Source organism: Pseudomonas sp. PDM22, assembly GCF_014851965.1.
Classification (GTDB): Bacteria; Pseudomonadota; Gammaproteobacteria; order Pseudomonadales; family Pseudomonadaceae; genus Pseudomonas.
Genome location: NZ_JACVAR010000001.1, coordinates 775,927 through 794,845 on the forward strand (window position 1 = coordinate 775,927; position 18,919 = coordinate 794,845).

Annotated in this window: 22 protein-coding genes and 1 tRNA gene; 2 read left to right on the forward strand and 21 right to left on the reverse strand. The window is 63.6% G+C overall.

Features of this window, described 5'->3' with window-relative positions; genetic code table 11:
- The 14 genes from IB255_RS03800 to trmJ all read right to left on the reverse strand — a co-directional run bounded on the left by IB255_RS03800 (position 1) and on the right by trmJ (position 10,855).
- On the reverse strand, positions 1-1,038 hold the full coding sequence (locus IB255_RS03800) for a helix-turn-helix domain-containing protein (RefSeq protein ID WP_081515969.1): 1,038 nt from the start codon (positions 1,036-1,038) through the stop codon (positions 1-3).
- Complete coding sequence (gene pilW, locus IB255_RS03805; RefSeq protein WP_081515971.1) at positions 1,035-1,793, reverse strand: type IV pilus biogenesis/stability protein PilW; 759 nt, start codon at positions 1,791-1,793, stop codon at positions 1,035-1,037. Before pilW ends, IB255_RS03800 begins: the two co-directional genes overlap by 4 nt.
- A gap of 16 nt (positions 1,794-1,809) precedes the next feature.
- Positions 1,810-2,958: a 23S rRNA (adenine(2503)-C(2))-methyltransferase RlmN gene (rlmN, locus tag IB255_RS03810; protein ID WP_081515973.1), complete on the reverse strand. Its 1,149-nt coding sequence runs from the start codon at positions 2,956-2,958 to the stop codon at positions 1,810-1,812.
- Between the two features lie 27 nt (positions 2,959-2,985).
- Positions 2,986-3,417, reverse strand: coding sequence for a nucleoside-diphosphate kinase (ndk, locus tag IB255_RS03815; RefSeq protein ID WP_024762960.1), 432 nt, complete (start codon positions 3,415-3,417; stop codon positions 2,986-2,988).
- A gap of 250 nt (positions 3,418-3,667) precedes the next feature.
- Entirely contained in the window at positions 3,668-3,868 is a 201-nt protein-coding gene (gene iscX, locus IB255_RS03820) for a Fe-S cluster assembly protein IscX (RefSeq protein ID WP_017522288.1), read from the reverse strand.
- Between the two features lie 14 nt (positions 3,869-3,882).
- Complete coding sequence (gene fdx / locus IB255_RS03825; RefSeq protein WP_081515975.1) at positions 3,883-4,221, reverse strand: ISC system 2Fe-2S type ferredoxin; 339 nt, start codon at positions 4,219-4,221, stop codon at positions 3,883-3,885.
- Positions 4,222-4,227: 6 nt separating this feature from the next.
- Complete coding sequence (gene hscA, locus IB255_RS03830; RefSeq protein ID WP_081515977.1) at positions 4,228-6,087, reverse strand: Fe-S protein assembly chaperone HscA; 1,860 nt, start codon at positions 6,085-6,087, stop codon at positions 4,228-4,230.
- Positions 6,088-6,131: 44 nt separating this feature from the next.
- Positions 6,132-6,653 (reverse strand): co-chaperone HscB, encoded by a 522-nt coding sequence (gene hscB / locus IB255_RS03835; RefSeq protein ID WP_081515979.1) that lies wholly within the window; start codon positions 6,651-6,653, stop codon positions 6,132-6,134.
- Positions 6,654-6,661: 8 nt separating this feature from the next.
- Positions 6,662-6,985, reverse strand: coding sequence for an iron-sulfur cluster assembly protein IscA (gene iscA / locus IB255_RS03840; protein ID WP_017522292.1), 324 nt, complete (start codon positions 6,983-6,985; stop codon positions 6,662-6,664).
- Between the two features lie 26 nt (positions 6,986-7,011).
- A complete protein-coding gene (gene iscU / locus IB255_RS03845) occupies positions 7,012-7,398 on the reverse strand; it encodes a Fe-S cluster assembly scaffold IscU (protein WP_015478505.1) in 387 nt (128 codons plus the stop codon).
- Between the two features lie 27 nt (positions 7,399-7,425).
- Positions 7,426-8,640, reverse strand: a complete 1,215-nt coding sequence (locus IB255_RS03850) for an IscS subfamily cysteine desulfurase (protein WP_081515981.1) — start codon at positions 8,638-8,640, stop codon at positions 7,426-7,428.
- 28 nt (positions 8,641-8,668) lie between these two features.
- Positions 8,669-9,163, reverse strand: a complete 495-nt coding sequence (gene iscR / locus IB255_RS03855) for a Fe-S cluster assembly transcriptional regulator IscR (RefSeq protein ID WP_017522294.1) — start codon at positions 9,161-9,163, stop codon at positions 8,669-8,671.
- A gap of 140 nt (positions 9,164-9,303) precedes the next feature.
- Positions 9,304-10,083: a serine O-acetyltransferase gene (gene cysE / locus IB255_RS03860; protein ID WP_081515983.1), complete on the reverse strand. Its 780-nt coding sequence runs from the start codon at positions 10,081-10,083 to the stop codon at positions 9,304-9,306.
- Positions 10,076-10,855, reverse strand: a complete 780-nt coding sequence (gene trmJ, locus IB255_RS03865) for a tRNA (cytosine(32)/uridine(32)-2'-O)-methyltransferase TrmJ (RefSeq protein WP_081515985.1) — start codon at positions 10,853-10,855, stop codon at positions 10,076-10,078. Before trmJ ends, cysE begins: the two co-directional genes overlap by 8 nt.
- 146 nt (positions 10,856-11,001) lie before the next feature.
- On the opposite strand from trmJ, the gene suhB reads away from it, so the two are divergent.
- Positions 11,002-11,817 (forward strand): inositol-phosphate phosphatase, encoded by an 816-nt coding sequence (gene suhB, locus IB255_RS03870; RefSeq protein WP_081515987.1) that lies wholly within the window; start codon positions 11,002-11,004, stop codon positions 11,815-11,817.
- 176 nt (positions 11,818-11,993) lie between these two features.
- Here suhB and IB255_RS03875 read toward each other — a convergent pair whose 3' ends face one another.
- From IB255_RS03875 to queA, 6 genes are all read right to left on the reverse strand, one after another.
- A complete protein-coding gene (locus IB255_RS03875) occupies positions 11,994-12,530 on the reverse strand; it encodes a glycine zipper 2TM domain-containing protein (protein WP_081515989.1) in 537 nt (178 codons plus the stop codon).
- Between the two features lie 159 nt (positions 12,531-12,689).
- On the reverse strand, positions 12,690-13,607 hold the full coding sequence (gene secF / locus IB255_RS03880; protein ID WP_081515990.1) for a protein translocase subunit SecF: 918 nt from the start codon (positions 13,605-13,607) through the stop codon (positions 12,690-12,692).
- 10 nt (positions 13,608-13,617) lie between these two features.
- A complete protein-coding gene (gene secD, locus IB255_RS03885) occupies positions 13,618-15,480 on the reverse strand; it encodes a protein translocase subunit SecD (RefSeq protein WP_081515992.1) in 1,863 nt (620 codons plus the stop codon).
- A gap of 64 nt (positions 15,481-15,544) precedes the next feature.
- Complete coding sequence (yajC, locus tag IB255_RS03890) at positions 15,545-15,886, reverse strand: preprotein translocase subunit YajC (RefSeq protein WP_017522301.1); 342 nt, start codon at positions 15,884-15,886, stop codon at positions 15,545-15,547.
- Positions 15,887-15,924: 38 nt separating this feature from the next.
- On the reverse strand, positions 15,925-17,043 hold the full coding sequence (gene tgt / locus IB255_RS03895; protein ID WP_138215487.1) for a tRNA guanosine(34) transglycosylase Tgt: 1,119 nt from the start codon (positions 17,041-17,043) through the stop codon (positions 15,925-15,927).
- A gap of 12 nt (positions 17,044-17,055) precedes the next feature.
- Complete coding sequence (gene queA / locus IB255_RS03900) at positions 17,056-18,099, reverse strand: tRNA preQ1(34) S-adenosylmethionine ribosyltransferase-isomerase QueA (RefSeq protein WP_045210558.1); 1,044 nt, start codon at positions 18,097-18,099, stop codon at positions 17,056-17,058.
- Between the two features lie 105 nt (positions 18,100-18,204).
- On the opposite strand from queA, the gene IB255_RS03905 reads away from it, so the two are divergent.
- Positions 18,205-18,290 (forward strand) — tRNA-Leu (locus tag IB255_RS03905).
- 118 nt (positions 18,291-18,408) lie between these two features.
- Here IB255_RS03905 and IB255_RS03910 read toward each other — a convergent pair.
- Positions 18,409-18,909, reverse strand: coding sequence for a GspH/FimT family pseudopilin (locus IB255_RS03910; RefSeq protein ID WP_081516029.1), 501 nt, complete (start codon positions 18,907-18,909; stop codon positions 18,409-18,411).
- Positions 18,910-18,919 lie beyond the last annotated feature (10 nt).

The window sequence follows — 18,919 nt, forward strand, 5'->3', positions numbered from 1 at the left end:
TTACTGTCCACCCAACTTCAGGCGAGCGGTGCCACCGCGCGCCGGCGTGACTTCGACCGGCTGGCCGTTGTAGCTGACCTGGGCGCCCTGGGCGAAGCCCAGGCGCAGCTGGACCGGCGCCTTGGCGGCGACTTCCAGCGAATCACCCTTGCGCTTGAGACCCTCGAGGACGACCTTGCCGTCGGCATCGGTCACCTGGGTCCAGCAATCGGCGCTGAATTGAACCTTGACCACGCCCTGCCCTGCAGAAGCGACCACCGGAGCGGCAGGCGCCTCGGTCGGAGCCACAGGGGCAACCGGAGCAACCGGGCTGGCCGGAGCGACGGGCTGCTGTGCAGCCGGTTGCTGAGCCGGAACTGCAGGAGCCTGGGCCGGAGCGGTTTCGGCAACGGCCGGGGAGCCCGGTTCTGACGGGTTGGCAGCGACCGGTGGAGTGCCTTCGGCCGGAGCCTCGGCGCTGCCGTTGTCGCCGGCGGGCTCGCTGGGAAGCGCCGGAGTATTGGCCTGGTCCTCGGCAACAGCCTGGTCTTCCGGCTCGTCGAGGGTATGGATTTCGGTGGTGCCGTCGGCGCTCTCGACCTCGACGTGCTCCATGTTCAGGCTGCCGGTCTCGGCCGGGCGCGCAGAACGCTCCTGCCACCAGAAGTAGCCGAACCCGATGAGCACGGCCAGCAGCGCCAGACTGAACAGGCGCAGCAGGTTGCGCGACAGGCGTACCGGCTCGACCACGCGACCGAGTGCCTGGACGTTGCTGCCGGTGGCGTCGGTGCCGGTATACTGATCGAAGGCGGTGACCATCTGGGCCTGGTCCATACCCAGCAGCTTGGCGTAGGCACGGATGTAACCACGGGCGAAGGTGTGACCCGGCAACTGCTCGAACGAGCCCTGCTCCAGCGAACGCAGGGCGTTCTCGGTCAGGTTCAGCTGGCCGGCGACCTGAGCGGTGCTCCAGCCCTTGTTCTCGCGCGCCTGGCGCAGGGTTTCGCCAGGGTTGGCGCGGGTCGTGCCGATGACATCGGACTGCGACGTATTCATCATTTATCCGCCTGGTATGCCTGGTATTCAGGAGAAGCGGGATACAGGCGCTTGAGTTGCAGCCCGTAGCTGGCAGCGGTATCCCGGTCGTCGTAGATCTTTGCCAGTCGAATCCCCAGCAGCAGGCTGCGCGCAGTCTGCGGGCCCCGCTTGAGGTATTCCTCGTAGTAGCTGCGAGCCGGCACGTACTCGCGGTCCTGGTAGGTCAGGTCAGCCAGTTCGAGCAGCGCACCCGTCGAATTGCGGTTCAGGCGAATGGCCTTCTCGAAGTATTCCTTGGCCTGAGCGCGGTTGTTGAGCTTCATGCTCACCAGGCCGAGGTTCTCGAAGATGCGCGAACGCTCGGAATAGAGGCCGTCTTCGGTGGCCTTCATGTAGGTGTCGTAGGCTTCCTGATAACGCTTCTGCTCGAACAGGAAGCCCGCGTAGTTGTTCAGGATGCGCGCATCGCCCGAGCGCGAGGACAACGCCTTGCGAAACTCGCTCTCGGCGAGCTTGGGCTCTTTCTCGACCTGATAGACCACGGCCAGGGCAGCGTGGGCATCGGCGCTGGAGGAGTCGAGATCCAGGGCCTGGCGGAGCGGCACCTTGGCCTGCTCGGTGTTGCCCATCTGCAGGTAACCGATACCGAGCTGGATATAGGCGTCACGCGCCTCGTCCCGGCCCTTCTCGGTTTTCAGAGGATCCTGTTTACCAGTCGTCACGCAACCCGTCAGCACGGTTGCCAACAGTAAGCACAGCGCGGCGCGCAGGGTCATCGGAATCCTCCCTAGTTCAGTTTCGGTTGGTAGCTGGCGCGGTCTGGTCGGCATCGGCCGCCAGCTGACGTACGGCAATATAACGTTCGCTGCGGCGGGTGCGGTCCATCACCTGGCCTACCAGCTGACCACAGGCGGCATCGATATCGTCGCCACGGGTGGTACGAACGGTCACGTTGAAGCCGCTCTTGTGCAGCATGTCCTGGAAACGGCGAATGGCATTGTTGCTCGGACGCTCGTAACCCGAATGCGGGAACGGATTAAACGGAATCAGGTTGATCTTGCAAGGGAAATCCTTGAGCAGTGCGATCAGCTGCTCAGCATGCTCGGGCTGGTCGTTGATGCCGGCCAGCAGGGTGTACTCGATCGTCAGCACGCGCTCCTTGCCCAGGCGTGTGATGTAGCGGTAGCAGGAATCGAGCAGCATCTCGAGCGGGTACTTCTTGTTGATCGGCACCAGCTTGTTGCGCAGTTCGTCGTTGGGTGCGTGCAGCGATAGCGCCAGGGACACGTCGGTCACCTCGGCGAGCTTGTCGATCATCGGCACCACGCCAGAGGTGGACAGGGTCACCTTGCGCTTGGAAATACCGTAGCCGAGGTCTTCCATCATGATGCTCATGGCGGTCACGACGTTGTCGAAGTTCAGCAGCGGCTCGCCCATGCCCATCATCACCACGTTGGTGATGGCACGGTCGATCTTGCCCGGGATGGTCCCGAACGACTGGTTGGCGATCCACACCTGGCCGATGATCTCGGCGGAGGTCAGGTCGCTGTTGAAGCCTTGCTTGCCGGTGGAGCAGAAGCTGCAGTCCAGCGCGCAACCGGCCTGCGACGACACGCACAGGGTGCCGCGGCCGCCTTGCGGGATGTACACGGTCTCGACGCAACTGCCCGAGGCCACGCGCACCACCCACTTGCGGGTACCGTCAGCGGAAATGTCCTGGCTGACGATCTCCGGAGGACGAATTTCGGCAACGGCCTCGAGCTTTTCGCGCAAGGCCTTGCCGACGTTCGTCATGGCGCCGAATTCCAGGGCGCCAAAGTGGTGAATCCATTGCATCACCTGGCCGGCGCGGAAGCGCTTTTCACCGATGGACTCGAAGAATTCCTCGAGCTGGGGCTTGGTCATGCCCAGCAGGTTGGCCTTTACAGCGGTATCAGTCATGGATTCACCCTCGCTCATTCGCCTGGATCAGCGAATGCGCTCGCACACCTCGGTGCTGGAGAAGAAGTAAGCGATTTCGCGGGCAGCCGAAGCTTCCGAGTCGGAACCGTGTACGGCGTTCTCGTCGATGGAAACGGCGAAGTCGGCGCGGATGGTGCCGGCGTCGGCTTTCTTCGGATCGGTGGCGCCCATCAGTTCACGGTTGCGCAGGATGGCGTCTTCGCCTTCCAGAACCTGAACAACGACCGGGCCGGAGGTCATGAAGGAAACCAGGTCCTTGAAGAAGGGACGCTCTTTGTGCTCGGCGTAGAAACCGCCAGCTTCGCGCTCGGACAGCTGAACCATCTTGGAAGCGACAACGCGCAGGCCGGCTTTCTCGAAGCGGGTCAGGATTTCGCCGATGACGTTCTTGGAAACGGCGTCGGGCTTGATGATGGAGAAGGTACGTTGCAGGGCCATGGAAATAACTCCGAAAAGCAAGGTTGGTAATGCCAAGAAGCCCCTGGCGTGGCCAGGAGCTCCTGCGATTCTAGGGTTTGCCGCGCGCTGCGCCCGGGGGGCGGAAGCCGCGAAACCGGCCCGACTGCGACAGGGCCGGCGACTGGAAAATTCCCTCGGGGAAATTTTCGACAGCTCACCTAAAGATAAAACCCGCGAATTATACGCGGGTTCATGACAAATGGGTACGCGGCTCTAGTGAGCCGCGCCCTCAGTCGGCTTCTTCGATCCAGGCGGCCTGGATGGCCTCCAGGACCTTTTCCCCACCGCGGGAAGGATCGTCGCTGAACTCCGGCAATGCCAGCACCCAACGGTGCAGATCGACGAAATTCACGTAGCGCGGATCGACGTCCGGCTTGGATTCGGCCAGCTGGATGGCGATTTCGAGCACATCAACCCATTTCAGACTCATGTGAGCGCTCCGCCTCAGTGTCCTTCGGACACCTGGTTGATGGTGTATTTCGGGATTTCCACCACCAGATCAGTCTCGCCGACCACGGCCTGGCAGGACAGGCGCGAATCCGGCTCCAGGCCCCAGGCCTTGTCCAGCATGTCGTCTTCCAGCTCGTCGGAGGCTTCCATGGAGTTGAAGCCTTCGCGCACGACCACGTGGCAGGTGGTGCAGGCACAGGACATCTCGCAAGCGTGCTCGATCTCGATGCCGTTGCGCAGCGCCGCCTTCATGATGGTTTCGCCCGGCTGGGCTTCGATCACGGCGCCTTCGGGGCAGTGTTCGGCGTGGGGCAGAAAGACAATCTGCGGCATCTTCGCTTATTCCTCGAGTTCATTGAGCCGGCGACCGGCCAGTGCGGCTTTGACGGTGGCGTCCATACGGCGCGCGGCAAAGGCGTCGGTCAGCTGGGACAGACGCTTGATCTGTAGTTCGATGGCAGTGGCATCGCTGCCGGTAGCCAGCTCGCGCAGCGAGTCCATGCCGGCATCGATGACCAGGCGCTCGTCCGCATCGAGCAGGCGCTCGCCATCGGCGTCCAGCGCGGACTGCACGGCCTCCAGCAGACGCTGGGCCTCGACCTGCTGCTCACGCAGCGTACGGGCAGCCATGTCGTCGCCGGCGTACTGGAAGGAATCCTGCAGCATCCGGGCGATCTCGCCGTCGGTCAGGCCGTAGGACGGCTTGACCTGGATACTCGCCTCGACTCCCGAGGACAGCTCGCGGGCGGAAACACCCAGCAGGCCGTCGGCGTCGACCTGGAAGCTGACGCGGATCTTTGCCGCGCCCGCCACCATCGGCGGAATGCCGCGCAGCTCGAAGCGCGCCAGGGACCGGCAGTCCTTGACCAGCTCACGCTCGCCTTGCAGCACATGAATCATCATGGCCGTCTGGCCATCCTTGTAGGTGGTGAACTCCTGGGCACGCGCCACCGGGATGGTGGTGTTGCGCGGAATCACCTTCTCCATCAGCCCGCCCATGGTTTCCAGGCCGAGCGACAGAGGGATCACATCCAGCAGCAGCAGCTCTTCGCCACGCTTGTTGCCGGCCAGGGCATCGGCCTGGATGGCGGCGCCGATGGCGACCACCTGATCCGGGTCGATATCGGTCAGCGGCTCGCGACCGAACAGCTCGCCCACCAGCTCGCGAACGCGCGGCACGCGGGTGGAACCACCGACCATGACCACGGCGCTGACCTCTTCCAGCTCGATGCCGGAATCACGCACCGCACGGCGGCAGGACTTGAGGCTGCGCTGGATCATCGGGTCGATCAGGGAATCCATCTGGGCGCGGGTCAGCTCGCCGGCCCAGCTGTCGTAGGCGACGGTAACGCTGGCGCTATCGGTCAGGGCTTCCTTGGCGGCACAGGCGGTCTGCAGCAGACGGCGCTGGGCGCCCGGATCGAGGTCGGCCGAGATGCCGGCCTGCTCGATGATCCAGCCAGCGATGGCATGGTCGAAGTCGTCGCCACCCAGGGCGGTGTCGCCGCCGGTAGCCAGGACTTCGAAGACGCCACGGGTCAGGCGCAGGATGGAGATATCGAAGGTACCGCCGCCCAGATCGTAGATGGCGACCAGGCCTTCGGCGTTCTTGTCCAGGCCGTAGGCAACGGCGGCTGCGGTCGGCTCATTGAGCAGGCGCAGCACGTGCAGGCCGGCCAGACGCGCAGCATCCTTGGTGGCCTGACGCTGGGCGTCGTCGAAGTAGGCGGGAACAGTGATCACCGCGCCCACCAGCTCGCCACCCAGGGTGGATTCGGCGCGCTGACGCAAGACACGGAGGATTTCGGCGGAGACTTCCACCGGGCTCTTGGCGCCCTGGACAGTCTCGATGAAGGGCATGTGCGATTCGCCCTGGGTGAAGCGATACGGCAACTGGCCGCCGAGCTGCTTCACATCTTCCAGGCCGCGGCCCATGAAGCGCTTGACCGAGATGATGGAGTTCAGCGGGTCTTGCGAGGCGGTGGCGCGAACGCTCTCCCCCACCTCGATGCGATCGGCGAGGTAACGCACCGCCGAAGGCAGGATCACTTCGCCGCGGTCGTCCGGCAACGGAGCCGCGACGCCGCTGCGCACGGCAGCGACCAGGGAATTCGTGGTGCCCAGGTCGATCCCCACGGCCAGGCGACGCTGGTGTGGCTGGGGGGTTTGTCCGGGCTCGGCGATCTGCAGTAGGGCCATGCGGTTTCTAATCAGGCTATCGGGCGCGGCGCGGGCCGCGCGGATTAATCGTCGAGTCGCTCTTCCAGCTGCCGCACTTCCTGCGCCAGCTTGTCGAGGAACTGCATGCGACGCACCAGGCGTTCGGCCAGGTCGCGGCGGGCGGCGTCATCCCAGCAATCGGCGAAATCCTCTTCCAGCCGGTGCTGGGCGGACTTCAGCTGACGCTTGAACTGCGCCACGCCGTCGAGATCGGCGCTTTCCTGCAGGTCTTCCAGGTCCTCGCGCAGCTGCATCTGCTGCAGAAGGAACTCCGGGTCCTGCACCGTGGCTTCCAGCGGCAGCGAGTCGCCGCGCAGGGCCAGCAGGTACAGGGCACGACGCGGAACGCTCTTCAGCGTCTGGTAGGCATCGTTGAGTTCAGCGGCCTTGGCCTGCGCCAGTCGCTGCTCGCGCTCGGAAGCATCGGCGAAACGGTCCGGATGGACGGTTCGCACCAGCTCACGATAGCGATTGCCGAGGGCTTCCAGATCGATCCGGAAGCCCGGCTGCAGGTCGAACAGCGCGAAGTGACAGGGACTACCCACACCCAGCCTCAGACGTTGAAGCTTTCGCCGCAGCCACACTCACCGCGCACGTTCGGGTTGTTGAACTTGAAGCCCTCGTTGAGGCCTTCCTTGGTGAAGTCCAACTCGGTGCCGTCGAGGTAGACCAGGCTTTTCGGGTCAATGATGACCTTCACGCCGTGGCTCTCGAAGACCTGATCCTCGGCTGCCAGCTCGTCGACGAACTCCAGCACGTAGGCCAGACCGGAACACCCGGTGGTGCGCACGCCAAGACGAATGCCCTCGCCCTTGCCGCGCCCTTCAAGGGAGCGGCGAACGTGGTTGGCGGCGGATTCGGTCATGCTGATGGCCATGGGAACTCCTTAACTTCCGAATCGCTTCAGAGCAGACCTTTCTTCTGCTTGTAGTCGCGCACGGCCGCCTTGATGGCGTCCTCGGCGAGTACCGAGCAGTGGATCTTCACCGGCGGCAGGGCCAGTTCTTCAGCGATGGTGGTGTTCTTGATGGATTCGGCTTCGTCCAGGGTCTTGCCCTTCATCCACTCGGTGGCGAGGGAGCTGGAGGCAATGGCCGAACCGCAGCCGTAGGTCTTGAACTTGGCGTCTTCGATGACGCCCTGTTCGTTGACCTTGATCTGCAGGCGCATCACGTCGCCGCAGGCCGGCGCGCCGACCATGCCGGTGCCGACGTCCGGGTCTTCGGCATTGAGCTTGCCGACGTTGCGCGGGTTTTCGTAGTGGTCGATGACCTTGTCACTGTAAGCCATGGCTAATCCTCACTTCTACGGGGCGGGTCAGTGGGCCTGCCATTCGACCTTGGACAGGTCGACACCCTCTTTGAACATATCCCACAGCGGCGAGAGTTCACGCAGCTTGGAAACGGCTTCCACCACCTTCTTGGCGGCGTAATCGACCTCTTCTTCGGTGGTGAAGCGACCGAAGCTGAAACGAATGGAGCTGTGCGCCAGTTCGTCGTTGCGACCCAGCGCGCGGAGCACGTAGGACGGCTCCAGCGAGGCCGAGGTACAGGCGGAACCGGACGAGACGGCCAGATCCTTGAGCGACATCATCAGCGACTCGCCTTCGACATAGTTGAAGCTGACGTTGAGGATGTTCGGCGCGTAGGAAGTCGGGCTGCCGTTGAGGTACAGCTCTTCCAGGTCCTGCACCTGATCGAAGAAGCGCTTGCGCAGGCCTTCGATACGGGCCATTTCCTGGTGCATTTCTTCCTTGGCGATGCGGAAGGCTTCGCCCATGCCGACGATCTGGTGGGTCGCCAGGGTGCCCGAACGCATGCCGCGCTCGTGGCCGCCACCGTGCATCTGGGCTTCCAGGCGCACGCGCGGTTTGCGGCGCACGTACAGAGCGCCCATGCCTTTGGGGCCGTAGACCTTGTGGGCGGAGAAGGACATCAGGTCGACCTTGAGTTTCTCCAGGTCGATGTCCACCTTGCCGGCCGACTGTGCAGCGTCGACGTGCAGCAGGATGCCGCGCGAGCGGGTCAGCTCGCCGATGGCGGCGATGTCGTTGATGCTGCCGACTTCGTTGTTCACGTGCATGACCGAGACCAGGATGGTGTCGTCACGCAGGGCGGCCTCGACCATCGCGGGGGTGATGATGCCCTCGGGGGTCGGCTCCAGGTAGGTCACTTCGAAGCCTTCGCGCTCCAGCTGGCGGCAGGTATCCAGGACCGCCTTGTGCTCGATCTTCGAGGTGATGATGTGCTTGCCCTTGGTCGCGTAGAAGTGCGCGACGCCCTTCACGGCAAGGTTGTCGGACTCGGTGGCACCGGAAGTCCAGACGATCTCGCGGGGGTCGGCATTGACCAGCTCGGCGACCTGGCGACGGGCGTTCTCAGCCGCTTCCTCGGCCTTCCAGCCGAAGAGGTGGGAACGCGAAGCCGGGTTGCCGAAATTGCCGTCAACCAGCAGGCAGTCGGCCATTTTCTGAGCGACACGCGGATCCACCGGGGTGGTGGCGGAGTAGTCGAGGTAAATCGGCAATCTCATCAGGTAACTCCTACAGGCGGGCGTTCGCTCAATCGATGGCGGACGCTTCAATCTTGTCGAGGCGCAGCGGCTTGGTGCCCGAGCAGCGACGCTCGTCCTGGCGCTGGGCGACCTCTTGAACTTCGCGGCGCTCGACCAGGTCGGCCAGGCTGATGCCGCTGAGGAACTCGTGAATCTGCTGACTGAGGTCGCACCACAGGTGGTGGGTCAGGCAGGTATCGCCGGAGTGGCAGTCGCCCTGACCCTGGCAGCGGGTGGCGTCGACCGACTCGTTGACCGCATCGATCACCTGGGCGACGTGGATGCCGGTCATGTCACGGGACAGCTGGTAGCCGCCGCCCGGACCACGCACGCTGACCACCAGGTTGCCACGGCGCAACTTGGCGAACAGCTGTTCCAGGTAGGACAGGGAGATACCCTGGCGCTCGGAGATATCGGCGAGAGAAACCGGGCCACGCTGGGCGTGCAACGCCAGATCGAGCATGGCGGTGACGGCATAGCGGCCTTTGGTGGTCAATCGCATGGGGAAATCCGGAAGAATCGCTGGTATGGCGGAAGTATGCTCTTTTCCGACTATTTAAGTCAACTATAAGACCTATTACTTTAGTCGGAATTAGCCAGCGAACGGCGGCATATTGTAGCAGCAATGCAAGGGCCGGCGCATCACTGCGCCGACTTGCTGCTCTCCTCGTCCTTGACTCCCGCGAAGTCCTCTTCCCGCAGAACCGGAAGATCTTTCGCACAGTAGTCGCTACCCAGAGCTGTCAGAGCCTTGCACATGCCTTCCAAACGGCCATCGACTGCCTGCAGGTGGTCGAGCAACTGGCCGATGGCACGAGCCACCGGGTCGGGCATGTCCTGGCTGACGCCATAAGCATCGAACCCGAGCTTTTCTGCCATGGCCTGACGCTTGGCGGCCTGATCCGCGTCATCCTTGACGATGATGCGGCCGGGAATACCCACCACAGTGGCACCAGGCGGCACCTCCTTGGTGACCACGGCATTGGAACCGACCTTGGCACCAGCACCAACGGTGAACGGACCGAGCACCTTGGCGCCCGCCCCCACCACCACGCCGTCTGCCAGGGTCGGGTGACGCTTGCCCTTGTTCCAGCTGGTACCGCCCAGCGTCACGCCCTGATAGATGGTCACGTCGTCGCCGATCTCGGCGGTTTCGCCGATGACGATGCCCAAGCCGTGATCGATGAAGAAGCGGCGACCGATCTTCGCGCCTGGATGAATCTCGATACCGGTCATCCAGCGACCGAAGTTGGACACCATGCGCGCCAGCCACTTCCAGCCGGACGTCCACAGACCATGGGCCAGGCGATGCAGCCAGACGGCATGCAGACCCGGGTAGCAGGTGAGCACCTCGAAGGCGTTGCGCGCCGCCGGGTCACGATGGAATACGCTCTGGATATCTTCGCGTACACGCTCAAACATCTTCATCACTCCGCTTGGAAAGCTCCCCGCGGGCAGCTTTCTGTGTCTCGGTGAGAATACCCCGCAGGATATTCATCTCCAGCTTGCTGACACCGGCACGGCCATACAGGCGGCGCAGGCGCGACATCAGGTGGCGCGGCTTCTGCGGGTCAAGGAACTGGATATCCACCAGGGTCGACTCCAGGTGCGCATAGAAGCGCTCCAGCTCGTCCGACGTCACCGGGACGCTGTTGAGCATGGCAGTGGACTCGACCTTCTCCTGCTTGGTCGGCTGCCCCTGAACGGCCAGCCAGGCCATGCGCACCTCGTAGACCAGCACCTGCACTGCCGTCGCCAGGTTCAGCGAGCTGAACTCGGGATTGGCCGGGATGTGCACATGGAACTGACATCGCTGCAGCTCCTCGTTGGTCAGGCCGGCGTATTCGCGACCGAACACCAGCGCAACCTCGCCACCCTGCTGGACATGCCCCAGGCTGGTGGTGGCGCACTCGCGAGGATCGAGCAGCGGCCAGGGGATGCGACGATCTCGCGCACTGGTGCCGAGCACCAGGCTGCAGCCCGCCAGGGCATCTTCCAGGGTGGGAACGACCACGGCCGCATCGAGGATGTCATCGGCGCCGGAGGCGCGGGCGCGGGCCTCGCCACTGGGGAAATCCATCGGATCGACCAGGACCAGGCGCGACAGGCCCATGTTCTTCATCGCACGGGCCGTACCGCCGATATTGCCGGGATGGCTGGTGTTGACCAGCACCACGCGAATTTTGTCGAGCAACGCGCGACTCCACACAAAAGCGAAAAAGGGAGGGAATCCTACCGCAGCAGTGGGGCTTGCGCCACGCAGGCGACAGGTCGCTCTATTAACTCCATGGCTTTCTGCTAGAATGTCCGGCTTTCTTTAACGACCCAGGTGACCTCTCCATGCAGCCTATGCTGAATATCGCCCTGCGCGCCGCTCGCAGCGCCGGTGAACTGATCTTCCGCTCCATCGAACGCCTGGACACCCTGTCGGTCAACGAGAAAGAAGCCAACGACTACGTCACCGAAGTCGATCGCGCGGCCGAGCTCTCCATCGTCACCGCCCTGCGCAAGGCCTACCCGAACCACGGGATCATGGGCGAAGAAGGCGGCATGCTCGAAGGCAGCGGCGAAGGCGCCGACTACCTGTGGATCATCGATCCGCTGGATGGCACCACCAACTTCATCCACGGCGTTCCGCACTACGCGGTCAGCATTGCCTGCAAATACCGCGGCCGCCTCGAGCACGCCGTGGTCCTCGACCCGGTCCGCCAGGAAGAATTCACCGCCAGCCGTGGCCGTGGCGCCGCACTGAACGGCCGTCGCCTGCGCGTCAGCAACCGCAAGAGCCTGGAAGGCGCCCTGCTCGGCACCGGCTTCCCGTTCCGCGACAGCCAGATGGACAACCTGGACGCCTACCTGGGCATGTTCCGCAGCCTGGTCGGACAGACCGCCGGCATCCGCCGCGCCGGCGCCGCCAGCCTCGACCTGGCCTACGTTGCCGCCGGCCGCTACGACGCCTTCTGGGAGTTCGGCCTGTCCGAGTGGGACATGGCCGCTGGCGCCCTGCTGATCCAGGAAGCGGGCGGCCTGGTGAGCGATTTCACCGGCGGTCACGAGTTCCTCGAGAAAGGCCAGATCGTCGCTGGCAACACCAAGTGCTTCAAGGCGCTGCTGACCAGCATCCAGCCGCACCTGCCGGCGTCGCTCAAGCGCTGAGCCTGAGCCACGACAGAAAAAGCCCGGCATTGCCGGGCTTTTTTGTGCCTGCGAGAAGGCAAATCCTGCACCTGAAGCCATAGCCTTCGGCGATTCGCGAGCAGGCTCGCTCCTACAAAGAGCCAAAGAAAAAGGCGCCCATCGGGCGCCCTCTTCGTTCCACACCTGGCGACTGCTTATTGCTGACCCAGGATCAGTCGGCCGCTCTTGTCGACCGGAATCTGCGAGCCCGGATCGCGATCCATGCGGACCTGACCGGCCTTGCCATCGAGCAGGTACTTCACGTCGTAGCCGACAACCTTCTCGCTGGTGTCGTTGACGGTGTTGCAGCGGGTTTCGGTGGTGGTGTAGGTGTCACGCTCCTGCATGCCTTCCTGCACCTTGTTGCCCGCGTAGCCGCCGCCGATGGCGCCCGCCACGGTGGCGATCTTCTTGCCGTTGCCGCCGCCGATCTGGTTGCCCAGCAGGCCGCCAGCGATGGCGCCGATCGCCGTACCGGCAATCTGGTGGGTGTCCTTGACCGGACGCTGATGGGTCACTGCCACGTCCTTGCAGACCTGGCGCGGATTCTTGATGGTTTCCTTGACCGGCTGAACGGCGAGCACCTCGGCGTATTGCGGCGCGCGGTCCACCAGACTGTAGGTAGCCACGGCGCCACCGGCAGTCACGCCTACAGCGCCCAGCACGGTACCGATTAGCAACGACTTGTTCATAGGGTTCTCCTGGTCTTTCTTCTCATTCGGGCCTCGCCCTTTACCTTGCCTTGGAGCAATCGATTTGTAAGAAAGTTCCGGCTGTTTCGTGACACAGCACCTACAAATGAAAACTCCCGCCGAAGCGGGAGTTTTCTCTGGAAGGCCGGGAACGCTCTATTACGGGCGCTCGTCGACTTCCTTGCTCGGCGGCGGAATCAGGTCCTCGGTGGACAGGTTCAGCCAGATCAGCACCACGTTGGCGATGTAGATCGACGAGTAGGTACCCGCCATCACACCGACGAACAGGGCAATGGAGAAACCGAACAGGTTGTCGCCGCCGAAGAACAGCAGAGCAGCGATCGCCAGCAGGGTCGACACCGAGGTGGCGATGGTCCGCAGCAGGGTCTGGCTGGTCGAGATGTTGATGTTGTCGATCAGGCTGGCCTTGCGCAGTACGCGGAAGTTCTCGCGCACCCGGTCGAAGATCACGATGGTGTCGTTCAGCGAGTAGCCCACCACCGCCAGTACCGCGGCGAGCACGGTCAGGTCGAAGGTGATCTGGAAGAACGACAGCACGCCCATCACGATGATGGCGTCGTGGATCAGCGAGAGGATCGCACCCAGAGCGAACTTCCACTGGAAGCGGAAGCCCACGTACAGGAGGATGCCGCCCAGCGCCAGGAGCATGCCGAGGCCCCCCTGGTCGCGCAGCTCTTCACCGACCTGCGGACCGACGTACTCGACGCCATTGACCTTGGCCGGGTTGGAAGCATCGGCCTTCTGCAGCGCAGTGGCGACCTTCTTGCCCAGTTCCGGGTCTTCGCTGGGCATGCGCACCAGGACGTCGCGGGTGTCACCGAAGCTCTGCACCACGGCTTCGCTGTAACCGGCGGCGACCAGTTGCTCACGCACCTTGGAGAGGTCGGCAGGCTGCTCGTAGGTCAGCTTGATCGACGTACCGCCAGTGAAGTCCAGGCCGAAGTTGATGCCTTTGAAGACCCAGCTGCCGAGGGCGATCAGGGTCAGGAGCAGGGTCGCGGCGAACGCAATGTTGCGCACGCCCATGAAGTTGATAGTACCGATCTTGATATTCATCTCTGGCCCCTTAGATCCACAGCTTCTTAACGTCGCGGCCGCCGTAGATCAGGTTCACCATTGCGCGGGTGACCATGATGGCAGTGAACATCGAGGTGAGAATACCCAGGGACATGGTCACGGCGAAGCCCTTCACCGGGCCGGTGCCCATGGCGTAGAGGATGCCGCCGACCAGCAGCGAGGTCAGGTTGGCGTCGATGATCGCGGTGAAGGCGCGGTTGAAGCCTTCATGGATCGCCCGCTGTGTCGACATGCCCGCCGCCAGCTCTTCTCGTATCCGCGAGAAGATCAGCACGTTGGCGTCCACCGCCATACCCATGGTCAGCACGATACCCGCGATACCCGGCAGGGTCAGGGTCGCGCCGAGGATCGACATCAGCGCCACCAGCATGACCATGTTGAAGGCCAGGGCGACGGTGGCGATCACGCCGAAGAAGCGGTAGATGACGATGATGAACAGGGAAACGAAGACCATGCCCCACAGGGAAGCGTCGATACCCTTGGCGATGTTGTCAGCACCCAGGCTCGGGCCGATGGTGCGTTCTTCAGCGAAGTACATCGGTGCAGCCAGGCCACCGGCGCGCAGCAACAGGGCCAGTTCCGAGGACTCGCCCGGGGCGTCCAGGCCGGTGATGCGGAACTGGTTGCCCAGCGGCGACTGGATGGTCGCCAGGCTGATGATCTGCTTCTCTTCCTTGAACGCCGGAACAGCGACTTCCTGCTCGACGCCGTCGACGACCTGCTTGGTGTAGCGGGTGATCGGCTTCTGCTCGATGAACACCACAGCCATGCTGCGGCCGACGTTGTTGCGGGTCGCGCGGTTCATCAGCTCGCCACCGTGGCCATCCAGACGGATGTTCACCTGCGGACGGCCGTTCTCGTCGAAGCTGGCGCTGGCGTCGGTGACCTGGTCACCGGTGATGATCACGCCCCGCTCCAGGCTCGCCGGCGGGCGACGCGGCTCGCGGAAATCGAAGGTCTCGGTGGAGGACTTGATCGCATCCGGCTCGGCGGCCAGGCGGAACTCCAGGTTGGCGGTCTTGCCGAGGATGCGCTTGGCTTCAGCGGTGTCCTGTACGCCCGGCAGCTCGACGACGATGCGGTTGGCGCCCTGGCGCTGTACCAGCGGTTCGGACACGCCCAGCTCGTTCACGCGGTTGCGGACGGTGGTGAGGTTCTGCTTGATCGAGTATTCGCGGATTTCGGCCAGCTTGGTGGCGGTCATGGCCAGGCGCAGGACCTGCATGCCATTACGCTCGCTCTGGGCGGTTTCGAAATCGCGGAAATCCTTGGCGATGATCGACTTGGCCTTGTCCAGGTCGGCTTCTTCGGTGAAGCCCAGCTGGATGCCGCCGTCCTGCACAGGCAGGCTGCGGTAGCGCACGCGCTCCTTACGCAGGGCGCTCTTGACCTCGTTCTCGTACACCTTCATACGAGCGTCGACGGCTTTCTCCATATCCACTTCCAGCAGGAAGTGCACACCACCGGACAGGTCGAGACCCAGTTTCATCGGGTGGGCGGCGATATTGCGCAGCCAGTTCGGCGTGGTCTGGGCCAGGTTCAGGGCGACCACGTAGTCGTCACCCAGCGCGCGGCGGACGATGTCCTTGGCCGGCAACTGGTCTTCCTGCTTGACCAGACGGATCAGGCCGCTGTTCTTGCCCAGCGAGCCAGCCTTGACGGCGATACCGGCATCGGCGAGCGCCTTGCTGGCCTTGTCGACGTCGGCCTGGGTGACCTGCAGCGCGGTGCTCGCGCCACTGATCTGGACGGCCGGATCGTCAGGATAGAGGTTGGGTGCGGAATAGATGAAACCGACGGCCAGGACCGCCAGGATCAGCAGATACTTCCACAGGGGATACTTGTTGAGCATGACACCGCCCGTTATGACGCGGGGCGCATCTTGCGCCCCGTCGGTTGGGTTTCTAGGTGGAGGATCAGATCGCCTTCAGGGTGCCTTTCGGCAGGGTCGCGGCGATCGCGGCCTTCTGGAACTTCAGCTCGACGTTGTCGGAAACCTCGACGACGACGAAGTCCTCGGCGACCTTGGTCACCTTGCCGGCGATACCGGCGGAAGTGACGACTTCATCGCCCTTCTGCAGGCCGGACAGCAGGTTCTTGTGCTCTTTCGAGCGCTTGGCCTGGGGACGCCAGATCATCAGGTAGAAGATGACCAGGAAACCGACCAGGAAAATCCACTCGAAGCCAGTGCCGGCCGGGCCTGCAGCAGCGGCGGGAGCTGCGGCGTCAGCGTAGGCAGCGGGAATCAGAAAACTCATTGGAAACTCCTGTCTCAAAGCTTTTTCGATGAATAAGGTCAGTCCGCCAGCGGCGGCACGGGAAGGCCGCGCTTGGCGTAGAAGGCGTCGACAAAGTTCGCCAATGTACCCTGTTGGATTGCCTCGCGCAAACCAGCCATAAGCCGCTGATAATGCCGCAAGTTGTGGATGGTATTGAGCATGCTGCCGAGCATTTCGCCGCACTTGTCCAGGTGGTAGAGGTAGGCGCGGGAGAAGTGCTTGCAGGTGTAGCAATCGCAGGTCGGGTCCAGCGGAGACTCATCGTGCTTGTGCACCGCGTTGCGGATCTTGATCACCCCGGTGTCAACGAAAAGGTGGCCATTGCGCGCATTGCGGGTGGGCATGACGCAGTCGAACATGTCGACGCCCCGGCGCACACCTTCCACGAGGTCTTCGGGTTTGCCCACACCCATCAGGTAACGAGGTTTGTCAGCCGGCATGTGCCGCGGGAGGAAGTCCAGTACGCGGATCATCTCTTCCTTGGGCTCGCCCACCGACAGGCCGCCGATGGCAAGGCCGTCGAAGCCGATTTCCTGCAGGCCTTCGAGCGAGCGCATGCGCAGCTCTTCGTGCATGCCACCCTGGACGATACCGAACAGCGCCGACGGGCTATCGCCGTGGGCGGTCTTCGAACGCTTGGCCCAGCGCAGCGACAGCTCCATGGAGCGCTTGGCGACGTCGAACTCGGCCGGGTACGGGGTGCACTCGTCGAAGATCATCACGATGTCCGAGCCCAGCGCACGCTGCACGGCCATGGACTCTTCCGGGCCCATGAAGACCTTGGCGCCATCCACCGGCGAGGCGAAGTACACGCCCTCCTCCTTGATCTTGCGCAGCGCGCCCAGGCTGAACACCTGGAAGCCGCCCGAGTCGGTGAGGATCGGCCCCTTCCACTGCATGAAGTCATGCAGGTCGCCGTGCTTCTGGATCACTTCGGTACCCGGGCGCAGCCACAGGTGGAAGGTGTTGCCGAGGATGATCTGCGCGCCGATGCCCTCGATGTCGTGCGGGAGCATGCCCTTCACGGTGCCGTAAGTGCCCACCGGCATGAACGCCGGGGTTTCCACCACACCACGGGGGAAGGTCAGGCGGCCGCGACGGGCCTTGCCCTCGGTGGCCAGCAGTTCGAATTTCATGAAGCTCATGGATCAGTCCTCGGGGCCGCGCGGTGCCGGGTTGCGGGTGATGAACATGGCATCGCCGTAGCTGAAGAAGCGATAGCCCTGCTCCACTGCCGCCGCATAGGCGGCCATGGTCTCGGGGTAGCCGGCGAAGGCGGAGACCAGCATCAGCAGGGTGGATTCGGGCAGGTGGAAGTTGGTGACCAGGGCGTCGACCACGTGGAACGGCCGCCCGGGGAATATGAAGATGTCGGTGTCGCCACTGAACGGTTTGAGCACGCCGTCACGGGCGGCGCTTTCCAGCGAACGCACGCTGGTGGTGCCGACGGCGACCACGCGACCACCGCGCGCCTTGCAGGCGGCCACGGCATCGACCACGTCCTGACTGACTTCCAGCCATTCGTTGTGCATGTGGTGATCTTCGATGCGCTCCACGCGCACCGGCTGGAAGGTGCCGGCGCCCACGTGCAGGGTGACGAAGGCGGTATCCACGCCCTTGGCGCGGATCGATTCCAGCAGCGCCTCGTCGAAATGCAGGCCGGCGGTCGGTGCGGCCACTGCGCCCGCGCGCTCGGCATAGACGGTCTGGTAACGCTCGCGGTCGGCGTCTTCATCCGGACGGTCTATATAAGGCGGCAGCGGCATGTGGCCGACGCGCTCCAGCAGCGGCAACACGTCCTCGCTGAAGCCCAGTTCGAACAGCGCGTCGTGGCGCTGCAGCATCTCGGCCTCGCCACCGCCGTCGATGAGGATCTTCGAACCCGGCTTGGGGGATTTGCTGGAGCGCACGTGAGCCAGCACGCGGTGGCTGTCCAGCACGCGCTCCACGAGGATTTCCAGCTTGCCGCCGGAAGCCTTCTGGCCGAACAGGCGGGCAGGGATTACCCGGGTGTTGTTGAACACCATCAGGTCACCCGGCTTGAGGAAGCCGAGGATGTCAGCGAATTGCCGGTGGCTGAGCTCGCCGCTCGGACCGTCCAGCACCAGCAGACGGCTGGAGCGGCGTTCAGGTAGCGGATGGCGGGCGATCAGCGCCTCGGGCAGGTCGAAATGAAAGTCAGCGACGCGCATGGGGGAGCTTTCTCGAAGGGGCGCACATCTTACTGGATATGCCGATTTCTGACCATGCGAGCCGATTGACCGGCGCAGAGCGCCTCCCTATACTGCCGCGCCATTGCCTCGGTGGCGGAATGGTAGACGCGGCGGATTCAAAATCCGTTTCTGGCGACAGAGTGAGAGTTCGAGTCTCTCCCGGGGCACCACCACATCGTTCCGGCAGTTCCGATGAACTGTCGAAACCCACGAAAAACCGGCCCTCGGGCCGGTTTTTTGTTGTCTGCGATTTCCCTGCCGGGTGCTGGCAGGAGCAGTTTCACCGTATCAGGAACAGGAACCTGTCGTCGTCTTGCTGACGTAGGCACGCCCCGTGGCGCTGACGTTGACCACTCGCTCCTGGGCACCGGCAGACGGCGCGGAGCGGCAGACGGTGACGCTGGCCTGGGTATTGCCCACGCCGCTGGGCTGGAAGTCGATCTTGGCGACACTGGAAGTGACCTTGAACCCCGTCGGCGCGGCGGGATGTTTCTGGATCACGGTGGAGCCGGAAATCACGATCCAGCCCTGCTCCCAGCCCCCGGAGCCGCAACTGGTGCCATTGCTGGATACGCACAGGCTGGTCACCGTGTTGCGCTTGATCGCCTCGCTGCGCCCCATGGCGACGCCCGCCACCAGATCGTTGGCACTGGAGGCAAGCTTGCCGGTAAGGGTCGCATCGCTGAGCGAAGGCACGGCTATGCCGACCAGGATGGCCAGCACCGCGAGTGTCACCATCAGTTCCAGCAAGGTGAAACCATTGGCCGGGCGTCTGTTGATCGCGTTCATGTCTCGCCCT

What these genes read in the sequence shown, in the direction of transcription:
- IB255_RS03800 (WP_081515969.1), bottom strand. Translation starts at nt 1,038, where the DNA reads ATGATGAATACGTCGCAGTCCGATGTCATCGGCACGACCCGCGCCAAC.
- pilW (WP_081515971.1), bottom strand. Translation starts at nt 1,793, where the DNA reads ATGACCCTGCGCGCCGCGCTGTGCTTACTGTTGGCAACCGTGCTGACG.
- rlmN (WP_081515973.1), bottom strand. Translation starts at nt 2,958, where the DNA reads ATGACTGATACCGCTGTAAAGGCCAACCTGCTGGGCATGACCAAGCCC.
- ndk (WP_024762960.1), bottom strand. Translation starts at nt 3,417, where the DNA reads ATGGCCCTGCAACGTACCTTCTCCATCATCAAGCCCGACGCCGTTTCC.
- iscX (WP_017522288.1), bottom strand. Translation starts at nt 3,868, where the DNA reads ATGAGTCTGAAATGGGTTGATGTGCTCGAAATCGCCATCCAGCTGGCC.
- fdx (WP_081515975.1), bottom strand. Translation starts at nt 4,221, where the DNA reads ATGCCGCAGATTGTCTTTCTGCCCCACGCCGAACACTGCCCCGAAGGC.
- hscA (WP_081515977.1), bottom strand. Translation starts at nt 6,087, where the DNA reads ATGGCCCTACTGCAGATCGCCGAGCCCGGACAAACCCCCCAGCCACAC.
- iscA (WP_017522292.1), bottom strand. Translation starts at nt 6,985, where the DNA reads ATGGCCATCAGCATGACCGAATCCGCCGCCAACCACGTTCGCCGCTCC.
- iscU (WP_015478505.1), bottom strand. Translation starts at nt 7,398, where the DNA reads ATGGCTTACAGTGACAAGGTCATCGACCACTACGAAAACCCGCGCAAC.
- IB255_RS03850 (WP_081515981.1), bottom strand. Translation starts at nt 8,640, where the DNA reads ATGAGATTGCCGATTTACCTCGACTACTCCGCCACCACCCCGGTGGAT.
- iscR (WP_017522294.1), bottom strand. Translation starts at nt 9,163, where the DNA reads ATGCGATTGACCACCAAAGGCCGCTATGCCGTCACCGCCATGCTCGAT.
- cysE (WP_081515983.1), bottom strand. Translation starts at nt 10,083, where the DNA reads ATGTTTGAGCGTGTACGCGAAGATATCCAGAGCGTATTCCATCGTGAC.
- suhB (WP_081515987.1), top strand. Translation starts at nt 11,002, where the DNA reads ATGCAGCCTATGCTGAATATCGCCCTGCGCGCCGCTCGCAGCGCCGGT.
- IB255_RS03875 (WP_081515989.1), bottom strand. Translation starts at nt 12,530, where the DNA reads ATGAACAAGTCGTTGCTAATCGGTACCGTGCTGGGCGCTGTAGGCGTG.
- secF (WP_081515990.1), bottom strand. Translation starts at nt 13,607, where the DNA reads ATGAATATCAAGATCGGTACTATCAACTTCATGGGCGTGCGCAACATT.
- secD (WP_081515992.1), bottom strand. Translation starts at nt 15,480, where the DNA reads ATGCTCAACAAGTATCCCCTGTGGAAGTATCTGCTGATCCTGGCGGTC.
- yajC (WP_017522301.1), bottom strand. Translation starts at nt 15,886, where the DNA reads ATGAGTTTTCTGATTCCCGCTGCCTACGCTGACGCCGCAGCTCCCGCC.
- tgt (WP_138215487.1), bottom strand. Translation starts at nt 17,043, where the DNA reads ATGAAATTCGAACTGCTGGCCACCGAGGGCAAGGCCCGTCGCGGCCGC.
- queA (WP_045210558.1), bottom strand. Translation starts at nt 18,099, where the DNA reads ATGCGCGTCGCTGACTTTCATTTCGACCTGCCCGAGGCGCTGATCGCC.
- IB255_RS03910 (WP_081516029.1), bottom strand. Translation starts at nt 18,909, where the DNA reads ATGAACGCGATCAACAGACGCCCGGCCAATGGTTTCACCTTGCTGGAA.